This window comes from Nonomuraea sp. NPDC049684 (assembly GCF_044465345.1).
In the GTDB taxonomy this organism is placed as follows: domain Bacteria; phylum Actinomycetota; class Actinomycetes; order Streptosporangiales; family Streptosporangiaceae; genus Nonomuraea.
The window spans coordinates 25,432-41,982 of sequence record NZ_JBITLO010000006.1 but is presented as its reverse complement, the minus strand read 5'-3'; the positions used below and the strand labels follow the sequence as shown (position 1 = coordinate 41,982).

At 74.8% G+C, this 16,551-nt stretch carries 11 protein-coding genes; 5 read left to right on the top strand and 6 right to left on the bottom strand.

All coding sequences use genetic code 11. The features are described 5' to 3' along the window. The first annotated feature begins 591 nt into the window (after positions 1–591). The 3 genes from ACIBST_RS20605 to ACIBST_RS20595 all read left to right on the top strand — a co-directional run bounded on the left by ACIBST_RS20605 (position 592) and on the right by ACIBST_RS20595 (position 2,593). The gene (locus tag ACIBST_RS20605; protein ID WP_397173612.1) at positions 592–909 is read left to right on the top strand and encodes an ArsR/SmtB family transcription factor; all 318 of its coding nucleotides are present in this window, start codon (positions 592–594) and stop codon (positions 907–909) included. Beyond that, positions 906–1,481: an SRPBCC family protein gene (locus ACIBST_RS20600; RefSeq protein ID WP_397173610.1), complete on the top strand. Its 576-nt coding sequence runs from the start codon at positions 906–908 to the stop codon at positions 1,479–1,481. Before ACIBST_RS20605 ends, ACIBST_RS20600 begins: the two co-directional genes overlap by 4 nt. 179 nt (positions 1,482–1,660) lie before the next feature. Then, positions 1,661–2,593: a carbohydrate kinase gene (locus tag ACIBST_RS20595; protein ID WP_397173609.1), complete on the top strand. Its 933-nt coding sequence runs from the start codon at positions 1,661–1,663 to the stop codon at positions 2,591–2,593. Between the two features lie 180 nt (positions 2,594–2,773). On the opposite strand, the gene ACIBST_RS20590 is transcribed toward ACIBST_RS20595, so the two are convergent. The 5 genes from ACIBST_RS20590 to ACIBST_RS20570 form a co-directional block, all read right to left on the bottom strand. Further along, a complete protein-coding gene (locus ACIBST_RS20590) occupies positions 2,774–5,356 on the bottom strand; it encodes a glycosyl hydrolase 2 galactose-binding domain-containing protein (protein ID WP_397173608.1) in 2,583 nt (860 codons plus the stop codon). 21 nt (positions 5,357–5,377) lie between these two features. After that, positions 5,378–6,934, bottom strand: a complete 1,557-nt coding sequence (locus tag ACIBST_RS20585) for a beta-N-acetylhexosaminidase (RefSeq protein WP_397173607.1) — start codon at positions 6,932–6,934, stop codon at positions 5,378–5,380. A gap of 61 nt (positions 6,935–6,995) precedes the next feature. Next, the gene (locus tag ACIBST_RS20580) at positions 6,996–11,084 is read right to left on the bottom strand and encodes a TIGR02680 family protein (RefSeq protein ID WP_397173605.1); all 4,089 of its coding nucleotides are present in this window, start codon (positions 11,082–11,084) and stop codon (positions 6,996–6,998) included. Beyond that, a complete protein-coding gene (locus tag ACIBST_RS20575; protein ID WP_397173604.1) occupies positions 11,081–12,292 on the bottom strand; it encodes a TIGR02678 family protein in 1,212 nt (403 codons plus the stop codon). The genes ACIBST_RS20580 and ACIBST_RS20575 overlap by 4 nt, the downstream gene beginning before the upstream one ends. Then, positions 12,289–13,896, bottom strand: coding sequence for a TIGR02677 family protein (locus tag ACIBST_RS20570; RefSeq protein WP_397173603.1), 1,608 nt, complete (start codon positions 13,894–13,896; stop codon positions 12,289–12,291). Before ACIBST_RS20570 ends, ACIBST_RS20575 begins: the two co-directional genes overlap by 4 nt. A gap of 179 nt (positions 13,897–14,075) precedes the next feature. Here ACIBST_RS20570 and ACIBST_RS20565 point away from each other — a divergent pair, with 179 nt between their 5' ends. After that, positions 14,076–14,495 (top strand): SRPBCC family protein, encoded by a 420-nt coding sequence (locus ACIBST_RS20565; protein WP_397173602.1) that lies wholly within the window; start codon positions 14,076–14,078, stop codon positions 14,493–14,495. A 67-nt stretch (positions 14,496–14,562) separates the two neighbouring features. Here the strand turns inward: ACIBST_RS20565 and ACIBST_RS20560 are convergent, their stop codons facing one another. Next, positions 14,563–14,931, bottom strand: coding sequence for a hypothetical protein (locus ACIBST_RS20560; RefSeq protein WP_397173600.1), 369 nt, complete (start codon positions 14,929–14,931; stop codon positions 14,563–14,565). Positions 14,932–15,058: 127 nt separating this feature from the next. Between ACIBST_RS20560 and ACIBST_RS20555 the strand changes: the two genes are divergently transcribed. Further along, positions 15,059–16,462, top strand: coding sequence for an alpha/beta hydrolase (locus ACIBST_RS20555; RefSeq protein WP_397173599.1), 1,404 nt, complete (start codon positions 15,059–15,061; stop codon positions 16,460–16,462). The last annotated feature ends 89 nt before the right edge of the window (positions 16,463–16,551 follow it).

The following is a 16,551-nucleotide window of genomic DNA, read 5'->3' as shown; positions in this document are numbered from 1 at the left end:
CCGGACAGCTTCCGGCAGGGAAGCCTTCCGCCTCTCCGTCGACGAGATCCGCCGGGTCGGTGTCCACCTGATGAAACGTCGGCTCCACGACTCGATGCCGGTCCAGGAGACCACCGACGGCGATCCGACGCTCGACGAGCCCAGGCGCAAGTGGACCCACGCCCCGGAGGGCCCCTCCCCTAGGTGGCGCCCTCCGCCACGCTGCCGGCGACCAGGCCAATGCGCACCCGGCCTCCGGCGGCCCGGCCGAGGAGATCGAACGCCTGCGAGCCGAGCCCGGCGACGGCGATATCGCGATCGGCAGCGCACCCCTCGCCACCCCAGGCGACCCACCCGAGGCTGAGAGACGAGCACCGCGCCAAGGGTCCATCCGGCGCTGATCAGCGCGGCATCCCGTTCTTTCCCCGGGACGAGCGTCAGGTGGGCTTCAAGCGCGTCAAGACCCGGCGCCTTCGATTCGCCAGTCGTCCACCTCCACCAGCACTCGTCCAGGGCGGCATCGGCGCTACCACCGGGAGACGCGACTCGCCGAGGGGTCGTCGACAGCGTGTATTCCTTGACAGGCATATACGTGAAGGGGAATATGAAGGCATGTCCGTCGACGCGTTCTCCGTGCTCTCCGAGCCGACCCGGCGTCGGATCCTCGATCGGCTCCGGGTGGCCGAGAGCAGTGTGAACGAGCTGGTCGAGGCGCTCGATGTCAGCCAGCCCACGGTGTCCAAGCAGCTGAAGGTGCTGAGGGAGGCCGGGTTCGTCACCTGCCGTACCGAGGCGCAGCGGCGGATCTACCGCATCCATGCCGGCCCCTTCCGGGCGCTGGACGACTGGCTCCAGCCGTACCGGGCCCTGTGGGACACGCATCTCGACGCGCTTGAGCGCCATCTCGACAACAACCGGGAGCAGTCATGACCCCAGACGCGTACCGCCCGAGCCCGCCGGCCCAGGTCGGCAGCGAGGTGACGGAAGGTCGCTGGACCCTCGTCTTCGTCCGTGACCTGCGGCATCCGCCGGAGAAGGTGTGGCGGGCGCTGACCGAGCCCGGACAGCTCGCGGCGTGGGCGCCGTACACCGCCGACCGCGACCTTTCCGAGGCCGGTGGCGCGACGCTCACGATGATCGACGATGAGAAGCCTCAGGACCTGGTGGCCGAGGTCGTCCGCGTCCAGCCGCCGACGCTGCTGGAGCACACGTTCGGCACCGACCTGCTGCGCTGGGAACTGGCGGCGACCGGCGGCGGCACGCGGCTGACGCTACGGCACACCGTCCTGGACCGCGACCTGCTGCCGAAGGTGGCGGCCGGGTGGCACCTGTGCCTCGACGTGGCCGACCGGCTGCTCGAAGGGCGACCGATCCCGCCGATCCGGGGTGCGGCGGCGGTCGGGTTCGGCTGGTCGGAGCTGAACGACCGGTACGCCCAGCAGCTCGACGTCCCGAACACCGGCCTGCCCGGCCACCTGAAGGACGGGAACCAGAGCTCCTGACGGGCCCCGGCACCACGCCGGGCGCGGCCCCGCAGCCGGCGGGGCACGGAACCGACGCGGGCACGGAACCGACGCGGGCGCGGAAGGCCGCCGGGCTGCGATGATGAGCTCCCATCCGGAGACGTCGATGCCACCCGGGGCGTACGGCATCGGCGGCGCGCGCCAGGAAGGCAGGCTCGATGATCGCTGTTCTGGGCGAGTGCGTCGCCGACGGCTTCACCACCGCGGCAGGCGGGGCGGGGCAGGGTGAGCTCGGGTTGCGGGTGCTGCCGGGCGGCGGGCCGGCCAACACCGCGGTGGCGCTGGCCAGGCTCGGCACGCCCGCCCGCTTCCTCGGACGCATCTCCGGCGACGTGTTCGGCGCGCTGTTCCGTGAACATCTGGCGTCCTCGGGCGTGGACCTGTCGGCGGCCGTCGAGGCCGCGGAGCCGAGCACGCTCTCGGTCGCCGCGCTCGACGGCGGCGGCCAGGCCGCCTACACCTTCTACGCGGGCGGCACCGCCGACTGGCAGTGGAGCCCGGACGAGCTGGTCCCGGCCCGGCTCGGCCCGGCCATCTGCCTGCACACCGGCTCGTTGGCGCTGGTCAGGGAGCCGGGCCGGGCGGCGGTCGAGGAGTTCGCGCGCGCGGCCGCCGCGCGGGCCACGGTCTCGGTCGATCCCAACGTGCGGCCCACTCTCGCCGCCCGCGAGGACTACCGGGTCGAGCGCTGGTGCCGGTGGGCCGACCTGCTCAAGCTCAGCGAGGACGACCTGCGCTTCCTGATGCCCGGCGTGCCGGTGGAACGCGCCTGCGACACCTGGCACGCCGCCGGGGCCCGGCTCGTCGTGGTGACCCGCGGGGCGGCGGGCGCGCTGGTGTCCCTCGACGGCGAACGGGCGGAGGTGCGGGCGCCGGAGGTCGACGTCGTGGACACGGTCGGCGCCGGCGACTCCTTCACCGCCGGGCTGCTGCACGACCTGGGCGCGCGCGGACTGCTCGGCGGCCGGCTCGACGGCCTCGACCTGGACACCGCCGTGGCCGCCGCGTCGTTCGCGGCCCGGGTGTCGGCGCTGACGTGCTCGGTGGCGGGCGCGAACCCGCCCTGGGCCGACGCGCTGGCAACCCCCTGAACCACCGCCCCGCGCGAGCCCCGCCGCCCCGGGCGGGATCCCGCCCGGGGCACCGGGCCCCGCGGCCAAGGAGCCGGGGTCAAAGAACCGGGGTCAAAGGGCCGGGGTCAAAGAGCCCGGGGGCCGAGAAGGCGGGGTCGAGGGGGTGGGGGTCCAGGAGGCGGAGGTCCAGGACGCGGGTCAGGTGAGGGGGATGGTTGTGGTGGGGACGTTGTAGCCGCGTACCCGGAGTGCCGGCTGATGGCCGCCGAGGTCGCTCGTTCGGTACGTGGCCGTGATGGTCGTGCTCTCCCCCGGCCACAGCGTGACGTAGTTGTCGGTGTAGGTCACCGGTACGACCTCGCGCCCGTCCGCGACCACCTCCGGCCGTACGAGGAAGGCCAGGCCGGACGGGTTGCGCAGGGTGATCGTGACGGTCTCGGTCCCGGCGGAGACGGCGCGGACGCTGGTGGCGGCGACGTCGGCGGCGGGCAGGGCGTTCAGGCCGGTGAGGTCGGCGTAGGTCTTCGGCGTGGTGCGGTACCAGTTGCTCTTGTTGCCGAGCGTGTCGGGCGCGGTGGAGTACCAGTAGACGTTGTCGCTGACCTTCGCGCCGGCGGCGTCCTTGAGCTGGAGCCTGATGAGGTACGTCCGCGACAGCCCGGTCAGCGCCGGGATCGTCAGCACCTGGACGCCGGCGTTGGCCGTGGCGGTGACGGGGGCCGAGGCGGTGTACTGCTGGGCCAGGTCCGGCAGGTTGTGCACGGAGACCGTGGCGGTCAGCCCGGACCGCGTGGTGAGGGTCGAGTTGACCACGTGGACGGCCCGGGTCAGGTAGTCGTAGGCGATGTGCACGGGTTCGGTGGCCTTCTTGGTGCCGAAGTAGCCGCCGCCGGGCTTGAGGTAGTAGTCGTAGAGGTTCCAGTGGACGGACGGCCAGGCGTTGTTCAGCATCCAGAAGATCGAGCCGAACGAGCGCACGTGCTGCCTGGCGCTCCACGCCTCGAAGAAGGCGCGGGCGTTCTCGTAGTTCTGCGCCTCGGACTTGCGGGACTGGTCGGCGGCGGAGGCGGGCGTGCCGTAGCGCTTGGCCAGGCCGGTGCTGTAGGGGGCGATGGTGTCGAACACGCTGCCCGGCTTGCCGGCGTGGTAGTTGTACGCCGTGCCGATGGGCCACACGTCGGCGGGCGCGAGGAAGCGTTGCAGCGTCTCCAGGGGCGGCGGCGACTCGGTGCCCTCCTCTCCCGTGCTGCCGTACGCGCCGCCGCTCTTGCTCTCGTCCCACCACAGCACCGGCGGCTCCCACACGTAGGGGCCGTCCATCTTCATGCCGGCGTCGGCGTTGGACCAGGTGGCGACGTTGTCCAGGGTGGGGTTCTGCCAGTGCAGGGCGGCGGCCACGCTCTTGTACGCGGCCAGGTGCGCGGCCGTCGGCGGCTGGTCGCTGCCGTAGGTCCACAGGAACACCGAGGCGTGGTGGCGCAGCGAGCGGAGCTGGCTGTCCAGCGAGGCGCGGGCGACCTGTTCCTGCTCGGCGGTCCAGGCGCTGTCGTCCTCCCAGGCGCTGCAGCAGACGAACCCCGGCATGACCAGGATGCCCGCCTTGTCGGCCATGTCGTACAGTTCCTCGTTGCCGAGGGTGCCCTCCAGCCTGATGGTGTTCAGGCCCATGTCCTTGACGTAGGCGATGTGGGCGGCGTTCGTCCTGGTGTCCCAGCGCTGCATCAGGTCCCACACGTACCCGCCGCCGCGCAGCAGGATCGGCCGGCCGTTGATCTTGTATCCGGCGAACGAGGTGCCGTTGACGGTGGTGCGGTAATCGGTGACCTGGCGGATGCCGAAGTCGATGGTCTTGCTGTCGGAGGCGCCCGCGGCGACCGTCAGGCGGTACAGCTCGGGGCTGCCGAACTGGTACGGCCACCACAGCACCGGATCGCTCACGTGCAGGGGCGCGAAGGCGATCTCCCTGCGCTCGCGGGCGGCCAGCGTGACGGCCTGGGAGAAGGTGAGGTCGGGCCGGCCCGCCTTGGTGATCGTGCCGCTGACCGTGGTGGTGACGGGGGCGTTCGTGGCGTTGACGGCGTCCACGTAGACGGCCAGGTCGGCGGCGGCGCCGGACAGGGTGGTCCGCACGTACGGGTCGCGCAGGGCCACCGGGCCCGTGGTGTCCAGCAGGGTCGTGTTCCAGATGCCCGCGTTCATGTCGGGGGCCTCGGGGTTCCAGTCGACCGTGCAGGTGGACAGGTCCTTGCAGTCGTGGCGCGGCGGGGTGACCTTGACGGCCAGCGCGTTGGCCGCGCCGGGCCGGATCGCGGCGGTGGCGTCGTACTCGTGGCCGACGAACGTGCCCACGGCCGCGGCGTCGAGCTGCACGCCGTTCAGCCAGATCTGGGCGCGGTAGCTGAGGCCCTTGAAACGCAGCCAGTAGACCTGGCCGGGGGCCGTGGCCGGGGCGGTGAACTCGCCGCGGAACCACCAGTCCTGGGTGGTCAGGTCGGGCACGTTCTTGAGGTTCTGGCCGAAGTAGACGTCCTGGTAGACACCGTTCGCGACCAGCCCGGCCAGGACGGTCGAGGGCAGGGTGACCGGGTGCCAGCCGGTGGTGGCGTACCCGGGCGTGGAGATCACCGCGCCGGTGTCGGCGAGGCCGGTGGCCGGGCGCAGCGCCCAGCCCGAGGCCAGCTCGGTCGAACCGGCCGCCGCGACGGCGCTGCCGGCGCTCACCACCCCCGAGGCGAGCAGCAGGGCGAGCACGGCCAGGACGCATCTGATCGATCGTGACATGCGCAGCTCCTGAGGGGGCTCCTACGAACCGGAGGGCCAGGCGATCTGGGTGGAGCGGTAGTAGGCGATCCCCATGACGCGCCAGCGCGGGCCCTGCGCGCCCAGCCGCTGCCGGAACGCGGTCCAGTCGTGCGTGGCGGAAGGGGACCAGCCCAGTTCGGCGAGCGCGGGCAGGCGGGGGAAGGCCATGTAGTCGATGTCGGCCGACGTCCTGAGCGTCTCGGTCCACAGCGGCGCCTCGACGCCGAGCACCTGCTCGGGCGGGAGCCTTCTGAGGTAGGCGCCGGGGTCCCAGCCGTAGGCGTCCTTGACCTCGATCGTGCCCGCCCACGTCTGGCCGAGCGGGGTGCGCCGGTTGTACTTCATGTCCAGGTACGCGCGGCCGGCCGGGGACATGACGACCTTCCGGCCCGCCGTCGAGACCGCCGTCTCCGTGGGGTCGCTGCCCCAGTACTGGACGACCGTGGAGGGCAGCGGAGTGGCGTTGACGACGTCGTGCCAGCCGATCACGGTCTTGCCGTGGGCGGCCACGATGCCCTGCGCCCGGTCCACGAACGCCCGGTAGTCGGCCGGCGTGGTGGAGGACGCCTCGTCCCCGCCGATGTGCAGGTACGGGCCCGGGGTGAGCGCGGCCAGCTCGCCGATCACCTGGTCCACGAAGGTGTAGGTGATCTCCTTGGACGTGCACAGCGAGCTGAACCCGACGTCCGTGCCGGTGTAGCGCGGCGGGGCGACGCCGTCGCAGGTGAGCTCGCCGTAGGAGGCGAGGGCGGCGTTGGTGTGCCCCGGCATGTCGATCTCCGGGATCACGGTGATGTTCCGGGCGGCGGCGTAGGCGACGATCTCCTGGTACTGGGCCTTGATGTAGAAGCCGCCGGGGTCGCCGCCGACCGCCGTGCCGCCGCCGTAGGAGGCCAGCCGGGGCCAGGAGTCGATCGCGATGCGCCAGCCCTGGTCGTCGGACAGGTGCAGGTGCAGGCGGTTGATCTTGTAGAGCGCGATCTGGTCGAGGTACCGCTCGACCGCGTCCACCGGGAAGAAGTGCCTGGCCACGTCGAGCATCGCGCCCCGCCAGGGGTAGCGCGGCCGGTCCACGACCCGCCCGCCCGGCACCGGCCAGGGGCCCGGCTGCACCGTGCCGGCCTCGGCGGCGTACGGCAGCAGTTGCCGGAGCGTCTGCACGCCGTTGAACAGCCCGGCGGCCTGGTTGGCCAGCACGACGATCCCGGCGGCGGTCACGTCGAGCTGGTAGGCCTCCTCCCCGCCGGCCACCGTGCCGAGCCGCAGCGCGATCCCGTCCGCCGGCGGGGCGGTGACGATCGGGATCGGGTAGCCGGTCGAGCGCCGCAACCGCCCGGCGAGCTGCTCGCCCACCTCGGGCGCTTCGGAGTACACGGCCGTCGCGGCGCTGATCTGGTACGTCACCCCCGCCGCCGGGACCGCGCTCACCGGAGCGGGCACGATCGCGCCGAAGGCGACGGCGGCCGCCGCCGCGGCACTGGGCGAGACGGTCACCGAGGCAGGGACCGACAGGGCGAGCAGGGTCGTCAGCACGACCGCAGAGGTGCGGATCTTCATGACCGCCTCCCGAGGGTTGCCCCCACCATACGGACGCGATCGCTGGTGGTAAAGAACCTTTCTAATCAAGGGTCTCAGTGGCGACGGTCCGGTAGCCGTTCCACACGAAGCGGGCCGTGGTCACCGCGTCGTCGCCGTCGCCGGTGATGAGCTGGTGGATGGCGATGCCGTCCAGCTCGCGGTATTCGCACCACTCGTGGTCGGAGGTGAGCACGAGGTCGAGCCCGAGGTTCACCAGCAGGTCGAAGACCTGGCCGCGGTTGGCCCGGTCGACGCCCACGAACACCTCGTCCAGCAGGATGAACCGGGGGCAGCCGGGGTCGGTGCGGTAGTGGGCGGCCACGGCGGCAAACAGCGGCAGGTGCAGGGCGATGGCCTTCTCGCCGCCGGACAGGGCGCCGTGCAGCTTCCTGGTCAGGTCCTGCCAGCCCTGGCCGTCGCCGCGGTCGAGGCGGACCACGAACCGGTGCCAGGACGTGTAGTCGAGCACCTTCATGAGCTGGTCCTCCCAGCCGGCCGAGGAGTTGTCGGCGCGCGCCTCCTCGACACGGTCCCGGAAGAAGGCGTACAGGGCCTCGCGGTCGGCCTCGCTCAGCCCGGCCGGGTCGCGCAGCAGCAGCTCGCGGGCCGCGCGGGTGGCCGGTGACTGGCCGGGATCGACCTGCCACACCAGGCGCACCGCGACCCCCGAGGCCGTGCGGACGCGTTCGAGCCGCTGGTTCATGCCCTCGACCAGCGCGGCGGCCTGGCGGATGCGGTCGGCCAGGTGCCGCCGCGTGTCACCGGCGAGCGTGCGGTCGAACAGGTCGCGCTCGGCCTCGGTGATGTCGCCGCGCCGCTCGTCGCGCTCGCCGCGCAGCGCCCTGCCCAGCGCCGCCGCGCCCGCCCGCACGCCGCCGGCGACGGCGGTCAGCACCTGGACGTCCTCGTCGGGGGCCAGCTCCAGCTCGGCGCGGCCGGCCAGGACCTCCCTGGCGTGGTGGAAGGCGTCCCGCAGGCGGGCCTCGGCCTCCCTGACGGTCCGCCGGTCGTGCGGCACCGCCGCGAGCCGCGCGGCCACGTCCCCGGCCGCCTCCAGCACCGCGCGCACCCCGGCGTCGGGGGCGAGCAGCGCCTGGGAGCCGGACGGCAGGCCGGCGTCGGCGGCCAGGTGGCCGGCCAGCAGACGGCGCAGGCGTTCGCAGACCGCCTCGCGGACGCGCCCGGCCTCGGCGTGCTTCTCCTCGGCCCGGCCCAGCTCGCCCCTGAGCCGGCCGAGGCGGGCGTTGAGCCGGGCCGTGTCGTCGTGGATCGTCCGGATCAGGCGGCGGCAGCCCTGGTGGGCGGTCTGGGCGTCCTGGAGCCGGTCGAGCAGGTCGAGGTCTTGGCCGCCGGCCGCGGGCTCGACGGCGGCCAGCTTCTCGGCCAGCACGACGGCCGCGTCGGCCGCCTCCTCGGCCCGTTCCATCGCGCGGACGGCCAGGTCCTGGTACTCGCGGGCGGTCTCGGCCGCCTGGCCGGCGCGTTCCCTGGCCGCGCGGGCGTCGCCGCGCCGGTCGTGCCAGACGGCGCCGGTGGTCTCGGCGGCGCGAAGGGCTGCCTCCAGCCGGTCGAGCGCGGGCCGGGCGGCGGGCAGGGCGTGCCGGGCGGCCAGCTCGGTGAGCCGGCGCAGCGACCTGCCCACCTCCTTCTCGCGCTCGTGCAGGCGCTGCTCGTGCGCCCGGAGCTGGTCCTCCAGCAGGGCGACCTTGCCGACGGCCGCGTCCAGCGCCCGCGCGGCGCCGTCGTACGGCCTCCTGTCGGGCCGCCGCCGCAGCTCGGCCGCGAGCGTGTCGCGGTCGCCGGCCAGCACCCTGAACAGGTGGTCGCACTCGGCGATCGTGCCGGCCAGGTCGGAGAGCCGGTCGTCCAGCTCGGCGACGCGGCGGCGCAGGGCGCGCTCGCGGGCGGCGTCGCCGATGTAGGAGGGCTCCGGCTTGACCCAGCGCCCGGCGGCCGGGCCGAGCCGCCAGGTGCCGTCGGCGCCGACGGCCGCCGGGTGGTCGAGGCCGAGCGCCGTGGGGGCGAAGGCGACGCCTGCGAGCACCCGCTCGGCCGAGACGGGCGCGCCCGGCTGGGCGGACAGCACGGCGGCCAGGCTCTGGCCGGGCGCGGGCCGGGCCAGGGCGGAGGCGGCGAAGGCGTCGTGCTCGCCGGGGTCCATGCCGCCGTCGGGCAGCAGCCACAGGTCGAGCAGGCCCGAGGCTTCGAGCGCCGCCTCGATGCCCGCCTGGGTGACCGGGTCGACGCCGGAGCGGAAGGCCAGCGCCCGCCACAGCGGCGTGCCGGGCCGTCCGGAGCGGGAGGCGGGGCGGGCGGGCGAGGGGGGCGGCTCCAGGGCGGTCCGGTCGGCCAGGCGTTCGCGTTCGCGGGCCAGCTCGGCGCGTTCGGCGTGCAGCCGGTCGCGCAGGCCGGTCAGGTGGTGCTCGCGGGCGGCCAGCCGGACCGCGGCCGCCGTACGGGCCGCGCCGACCAGCTCGTCGGCCTGGTCGGACCGGTCGGCCAGGCCCGCCAGCTCCTCGGGGTCGAGCCGGAGGTGCACGCAGCCGCGGGCCCACTCCTCCAGGGCGGCGGCCAGGTCGCGGGCGCGCTCGTCGCGGGTCGCGCCGGCCTGGTCGTGGGCGGCGGTCGCGGCCGCCAGGTCGTCGCGGACGCGGTCGCGGTCGTGCTCGGCGGTGGTGCGGCGGCCGATCGCCTCCTCGTGCTCGGCGGCCGCCGCCGCGACCTCGCGGATCTGGCCGGCGCGGCTGGTGACGGCGGCGCGCAGCAGCTCGCGGGCGCGGCGCACGGACTCCTCGCCGTCGTCCCCCCGCTCCCCCTCGCCGGGGGCGCCGGGCTGCGCGCCGCCGGGGTCGGGAACCGGGCGTTCGCACTCCAGGTGGACCGAGAGCAGCCCGGCGCGTTCGGCGGCCCGGCGGGCCTCGCCGCGGGCGCGGTCGGCCAGGCCGGTGGCGGCGCGGGCGACGGCCGCCGCGCGCAGCGACAGCTCCTGCCTGGCCGACGCGCCGCGGGCCGCCGTCCCGGCCTGGTCGCGCAGCCGGGCCGCCGACTCGTGCGCCTCGCGCGCCTGCGTGCGCAGCCGGTGCAGGTCGTGCCCGGACCGGTACGCCTGGCTCTCCTTCAGCCCGTCGATCTGCGCGGCCAGGGCCAGCTCCTGCGCCTCCTCCTCCGACAGCCGGACGGCCGCGGCGGCCAGCTCGTCGCCGGCCTGCTTGAGCGCCTCCCGTCCGGCCTTGACCTCGGCGGCGAGGGCGTCGACGGCCTGCCCGGCGGACAGGGCCGCGGCGGCGGCCGCGCGCAGCACCCTCTGGGCGTAGCCGCGCTGGACGTCGGCCAGCCGGTCGGCCTCCTGCACGTCGCGGTCGAGCAGGCGCAGCTCCTCGCGCCGCCGGTCGAGCCGCTCGAACCCGCCCGCGATCTCGTGGATCTCGCCCTCGCCGAGCGGCGGCAGGGCGCTGGACAGCAGGTCGGACAGCAGGCCGGGGTCGAGGCGTTCGGACAGTTTGGGGGTGCGGAGCTGGCGCAGCGCGGTGAGCAGGCAGTCGTAGCGCTGCTCGTTGAGCGCGCTGTAGAGGGTGCCGCGCACGACGGCGCGGTAGGCGTCGGCGGACTCGTGGACCGTCCCGGCCTGGCCCAGCTCGTCGGCGAGCTGGGCCCTGGTCAGCGGCTGGCCGCCGTCGCCGGTCAGCCGGACGCCGCCGGGCAGGCCGACGCGGGCGCCGGTGGTGAAGTAGGCGGCGGTGACGTTCTTGGTGTGGGCGGTGGCCTGGAGGCGGGCGCCGCAGGTGAACCAGCGGCCGTCGGCGTGCTGGAACTCCAGCCAGACGTAGCCGACGCGGGTGACGCCGCTCGCGCCCTCGCCCATGAGGTTCCAGTGCATGGTCCGCTCGGTGCCGCCGAACGTGGACAGCCTGCTGGGTTTGAGACTGGCGTCCAGCACGTACGGCAGCAGCAGTTCGAGCACCTTGGACTTGCCGCTGCCGTTGGGCCCGCGCAGCAGCAGCCGGCCCCGGTGGAACTCGAACACCTCGTCGTGGTAGCGCCACACGTTGAGGATCCCGGCGCGTACGGGGATCCAGCGCCGGTCCATGCCCGGGGCGGTGCGGGCGGGCGTGAGCTCGGTGACGGTCATGCGTCCTCCGTGTCGGCCGTGTCGGCCGTGTCGGCCGGGCCGCGATCGACCCGGTAGCGGGCTCCGGCGGGCAGGGCGGCCACCCGGTCCCCGGTACGGCGGCACAGCCCGAACATGGCGAGCACCGCCAGCGCGTCGGCGGCCAGGCGCGGCGCGCCGCCGTCCGACTGGTAGGCCCTGGCCCACTGGGGGAAGCGCCGCAGCAGCTCGGCGGCCTCCTCGTCGAGGCGTCCTGCGGGCAGCGGACCGGCGGTGACCAGCAGGTCGAGCAGGAGCAGGGCGGCGACCTTGGCGGGGGCGCCGTCGTCGGGGAACCTGGTGTCGGTGGCGGTGGCCTCGGTGTCGACGAGCAGCAGCCCCTCGGCGCGCTCCTCCAGCACGAACCCGGCCTCCTCGGCGGCCCTGCGGATCATCCGGCGGCCGGTGAGCGAGGCGGCGTAGGCGGCCTGGGCGGGGGTCAGCTCGTCGAGGTAGACGACGGGCTCGTCGAGCAGGCGGCGGATGACGGAGTGGCGGGCCCACAGGGCGCGCTGGGTCTGCGTGGGCTCGTCGCCGCCGTACCGGGCCTCGACGGTGAGCGCCGCGAGGGGAGCCGCGGAGGCGCCGGGCAGGCGGGAGGGCGGGACGGGGGCGGCCAGCAGCCTGATCACGCGGGTGGTGTCCACGCGGTAGAGCACCTTGGCGTCCTCGTCGCCGAGGTAGGCGTCGGTCGTGCCGTCGGTGGCGGTGATCGCGCCGTGCCGTTCGAGCAGCTTGAGCACGTCGACGAAGGCGGCCCGCTCGTCGGCGCCGACCGGGTCGAACGGCGGCACGCCGGTCTCGACCGCCGCCGCCCGCGCCACCCGTCCGGCCAGCATGCCGATCGTGGTGACCGGCGCGGCGAGCAGTTCGGCCGCGCACAGGCACAGCAGCGTGTAGCGGCGGCGGTCGAACGGCGGGCCGCCGGCGCGGCGGCGGGCCGGGCGGGTGGCCGTCGGCCGCGACCCGACCTTGACCAGGCGGGCGTAGCCCTCGCGGGGCTCCACGACCAGCCGCCAGCCGCAGAAGTAGTCGAACCACCGGGTCAGCGGCTCCCGCCGTTTCCTGATCACCGCGAAGGCGGCGGGCTCGTCGTCCGCCGTCAGGAAGGGCCGGGCGAGGAGGGTCCTGATCGCGCGGGCGATCTCCTCCTTCTCCGCCCTGACGAGCTGGTTGGCCAGGCTGCTCATGCCCCTTCGGCCCTCCCGTGGTCGCGGGCGCCCGGGGCGCGCACGTCGAGCAGGTAGTCGGGGCCGCGGAACCAGCCCTCGGAGGTGCGCAGCACCGCGACCGCGCCGTCGCCGGGGGCCCGCAGCACGACCTCGACCCGGCCGTCGGAGGTGACGGCCCGGCGCAGCCCGGTGGCGTCGGGACGGGCGGCCAGGGCCCGGCCCAGCAGGTCGAGCAGCCGGCCGAGGGTGTCGTGGTCGAGCGCGCCGAGCTGGGACAGCCGGACCGAGCCGGTGGCGGCCAGCGCCTGCCAGGCGGTCTCCAGCCCGGCGTGCTCCCTCTCGGCGCGGGCGCGGCGCTCGGCGCGCAGGGCGGCCACGTCGCGCACCCGCCCGGTACGGCCCATGCGCTCGGTCCTGCCCCGCGAGCGCAGCAGCGCCGAGACGGCCACCGGCCCGGCCTCCGCCCAGGGCGTGCCGGCCGGGACGAGCTCGGCGTCGGCGTGCCCGAGGTGGGCGTGCCGGGCGGGGCCGAGGCCGAAGGCGGCGTCCCAGAGGCGGTGGGCGTCGTCCTCGCCCGGCGCGGTGGCGAACCAGCGGGCCAGCGCGCGGAAGTCGGCGGCGGCGCCGGAGGCGGGGCGGCGGGCGGCGGTGACGCGGTCGAGCAGCCCGAGCAGCGTGACGATGGCCTCGCCCGCGATCTCCCGCAGCCGCCGCAGGCGGGGGCCGCCGCCGCCGTCGGCACCGCCGTCGAGGTCGGGGGCCGGGACGAGGCCGGGGTCGAACCACTGGCGCAGCTCGGCCCAGGCGGCGGCGCGGGCCGCCAGCCACGGCGTGGCCAGGTCGGCGCCGGGGATCCGGGGCAGGTCGGCGCCGGCCAGGGCCCTGGTGTGCAGGACGCCGACGCCCCGCCCGGCCACGCCGCGCAACGCCCGCGCCACCGTCTCGCCGCGCTGCTCCAGCCCGGTCACGAGCTCCTGGAGGTAGGCCACCGTGGCCGCCTCGGCCTCGTGGAACGTGCCAACGCCGGCGCCGTCGGCGCGCAGCAGCCGCCGCAGCTCGCCGTTGAGCCGCACGGTGTCGCGGCGCAGCCCGTCGAGGTGGCACTCCAGCTCCCGCAGGCAGGTGAACACCCTCCGGTCGCGGCCGGGGTCGGGGTCGGCCAGCAGCGCCTCCAGCTCCTCCAGCCGGTCGGCGAGGGCGTCGAGCACGGCGGTGTGCAGGGCGGTGTGGAGCGCGCCCCCCGAGGCCGGTGTCGCCGGGGCCAGCGTCGCCGACGCCTGCCGCAGCCCGGCGTGGGCGGCCTCGCCCTGGGCGGTCAGGGCGTAGCGCAGGTTCCTGCGCTCGTACTCCTCGGCGGTCGCGAAGCCGGCGGCGTGGTCGAAGACGACCTCGACCAGTCCCCAGCCGGCGAGCTGCCGGAGCGCGCCGGTGAGGTCGTGGTCGGCGACGGGGGCGTACCAGCCGCGGGCGCGCAGCCGGTCGCGGACCTCGCCGGCGGTCAGCGCGGGTTCCAGGCGCTCGGCGGCGGCGCCGAGGACGTCGAGGAGGGCCGTGTGCAGATCCGCCCGCTCAGTGGTGGCGAACCGGAACATCTCCGGCGGCACTCGTGGCAGTTCCGCCATCGCGCCGTTCTCCCCTCTCGCCGCGGTTTCACCGGAGCCACCGTAGTGGCAGAGACGGGCGGCGCGGGGGCCGGTTTGCGAGCAGATGCCACGGGTATGGTCGCCGCGTTCGGCTGCCGGTGGCAGGCGGCGCGGTCCGCGCCCGGTACGGCGGCATTCGGGGAGGACGGGGGCCTGTGATGGCGGAGATCGAGGCGACGCGCGGGATGCCGGCCGACAGCATGATCGTGTTCGGGGTGGCGTCCGACGTCGAGCTGATGGACCGGTGGCTGCCGCAGGGGTTGTGGGTCGGCGACGGCGGGGCGGGCACCGTCGAGGCGGGCGGCGAGCTGGTGCCCGGCGGCGGGCGGCACGAAGGGCTGTTCCGCGCCCGGGAGGACCAGCTCCGGGTGGAGTGGGGCGGCCGCGACCACCCCGACTACGCGGGCTGGCTGCAGGTGTCCGACTCGGCGGCCGGCACGAGCGAGGTGACCGTGCACCTGTCGCTGCTCGACGAGCCCGACTCCGGCGCCAGGGCCGGCGAGGTGCGCGAGCTGCTCGACCGCTCCCTCGACCGGCTGGCCGACGAGGTCACCCGCCGGGTCTCCGAAGGCGGCTGAACGGCACTCTGCCCGAGGGCGGCGCAGCCCCGGCGGGCGGGCGGGGGCGGGCCCGCCCCTCCGGGGTTCAGGCGTCCTCGCGGTCCGGGTTCTCCAGCCGGAAGAAGTTGCTCTGCTTGCCGTCCTTCTTGTGCTCCTGGTAGATGAAGTTCAGCTTCCGCTGGTCGAAGGTCTCGAACCACTCCTCCCAGGTGATCTCCGCCAGGTCGCCGCCGCCGTAGCCGGGGAAGTCGAAGCGGAGCACGCCCGCGCGGCCCTGGTGCTCGGTACCGGGCACGGTCGCGGGCTTGGCGCCGCGCTCCTGCGCCCATTGCTGGATCACGTCGTGGTCGGTGGTGACGAGGCTGCGGCCGGGCCGCTCCTCGTGCTCGCCGGTCGAGGTGACGTGCTGCTCGTATTTGTGCTCGCCCTCGACGGGACGGTTCTGCTGCGACATGGCGGCCTGTTCCCCCTGGTAGTCGTGCGGATGACCTGCTCGATACCCAGCCCGGCGCGCTTCTTGCAGATGATCTGTGCCACCACGCTTAAAGGGGCTCGCAAGGTATCCCCTTCAACTTTTGATTATGCGACGTTTAATCACGATTCTTTCCCCCGTACTCGCAGGTCTGATCGCCGCGGCCGGCCTGTCCGGCGCCGCGGGCGCGACCACGGACGGCGGGCTCAGCGCCTATTACGGTCAGCGCCTGGCCTGGTCGGGGTGCGGCAGCGGGTTCCAGTGCGCGAAGTTGACGGTGCCCCTCGACTATGCGAAGCCCGGCGGCCGGCGGATCAGGATCGCCATGGCGCGGCTGCCGGCGACCGGCCGGCGGATCGGCTCGATCGTGCTGAACTTCGGCGGTCCCGGCGGCGCCGGCACGACCATCCTGAAGGCCGACAGGACCGTCATGTCGGCCGCCGTCCGGCAGCACTTCGACGTGGTCAGCTTCGACCCGCGCGGCGTGGGCGCCTCCGCCCCCGTGCGCTGCCTGTCGCCCCTCGGCCTGGACGCCTACTTCGCCGCCGACCCGACCCCCGACAACGCGGCCGAGGTCAAGCGGGCCAAGGCATGGATGAAGATCTTCGCCCAGGGCTGCGCCACCAACTCCGGCAAGCAGCTGCTCGCGCACGTCGGCACCGGCGAGGTCGCCCGCGACCTGGACGTGATGCGGGCCGCCCTGGGCGACGCCCGGCTGACCTACTTCGGCTTCTCCTACGGCACCTACCTGGGCGCCCGCTACGCCGACCTGTTCCCCACCCGGATCCGCGCCATGGTGCTCGACGGCGCCGAGGACCCCGGCCAGACGCTCGCCGAGTTCGGCGCGGCCCAGGAGCGGGGGTTCCGGCTGGCGCGCGAGTCGTTCCTGCGCGACTGCTTCAGGGCCCGGGACTGCCCGTTCCCCCGGCACACCGTCGCCGCCGCGACCAGGCGGCTGGAGGCGCTCTACAAGCGGGCCGACCGGGCGCCGCTGCGCAACGACGGCGACAGCAGGCAGGTCAACGAGGCCATCCTGCGCGCGGGCGTCAACCAGGCCATGTACGCCAAGGACAGCTGGCCCTACCTGCGCCAGGCGCTCACCCTCGCCTTCAAGGGCGACGGCACGGCCATGCTCGCCCTGGCCGACGTCAACCACGGACGCCGTCCCGACGGCAGCTACGACAACAGCAGCGAGGCGCTGGCGGCGGTCAACTGCCTGGACCATCCCGAGCAGCGCTGCGCGTACTGGCCGGTCAAGGGGAAGCGGTTCACCAGGAAGGTGCGCGCCCACGGGTCGCCGCCGATCGTGGTGGTGGGCACGACGCGTGACCCGGCCACGCCGTACGAGCTGGCCAGGCGGCTGGCCGGGCAGCTGGAGCACGGCGTGCTGCTGACCCACGACGGCGACGGGCACACGGCGTACAAGGGCAGCTCGTCCTGCCTGGACCGGCAGATCGACCGGTACGTGATCACGGCCGGCGCGCCGCGTCCTGGAGCCTGCGCGCAGGCCTGAGGGCGCCGGCCCGGTCCCGCACCCGCTCATGGGCGGGTGTGGGACTGGTGACGTTCGGGTCAACCCTGGCCGCGCCTGCGCGGCGGCCA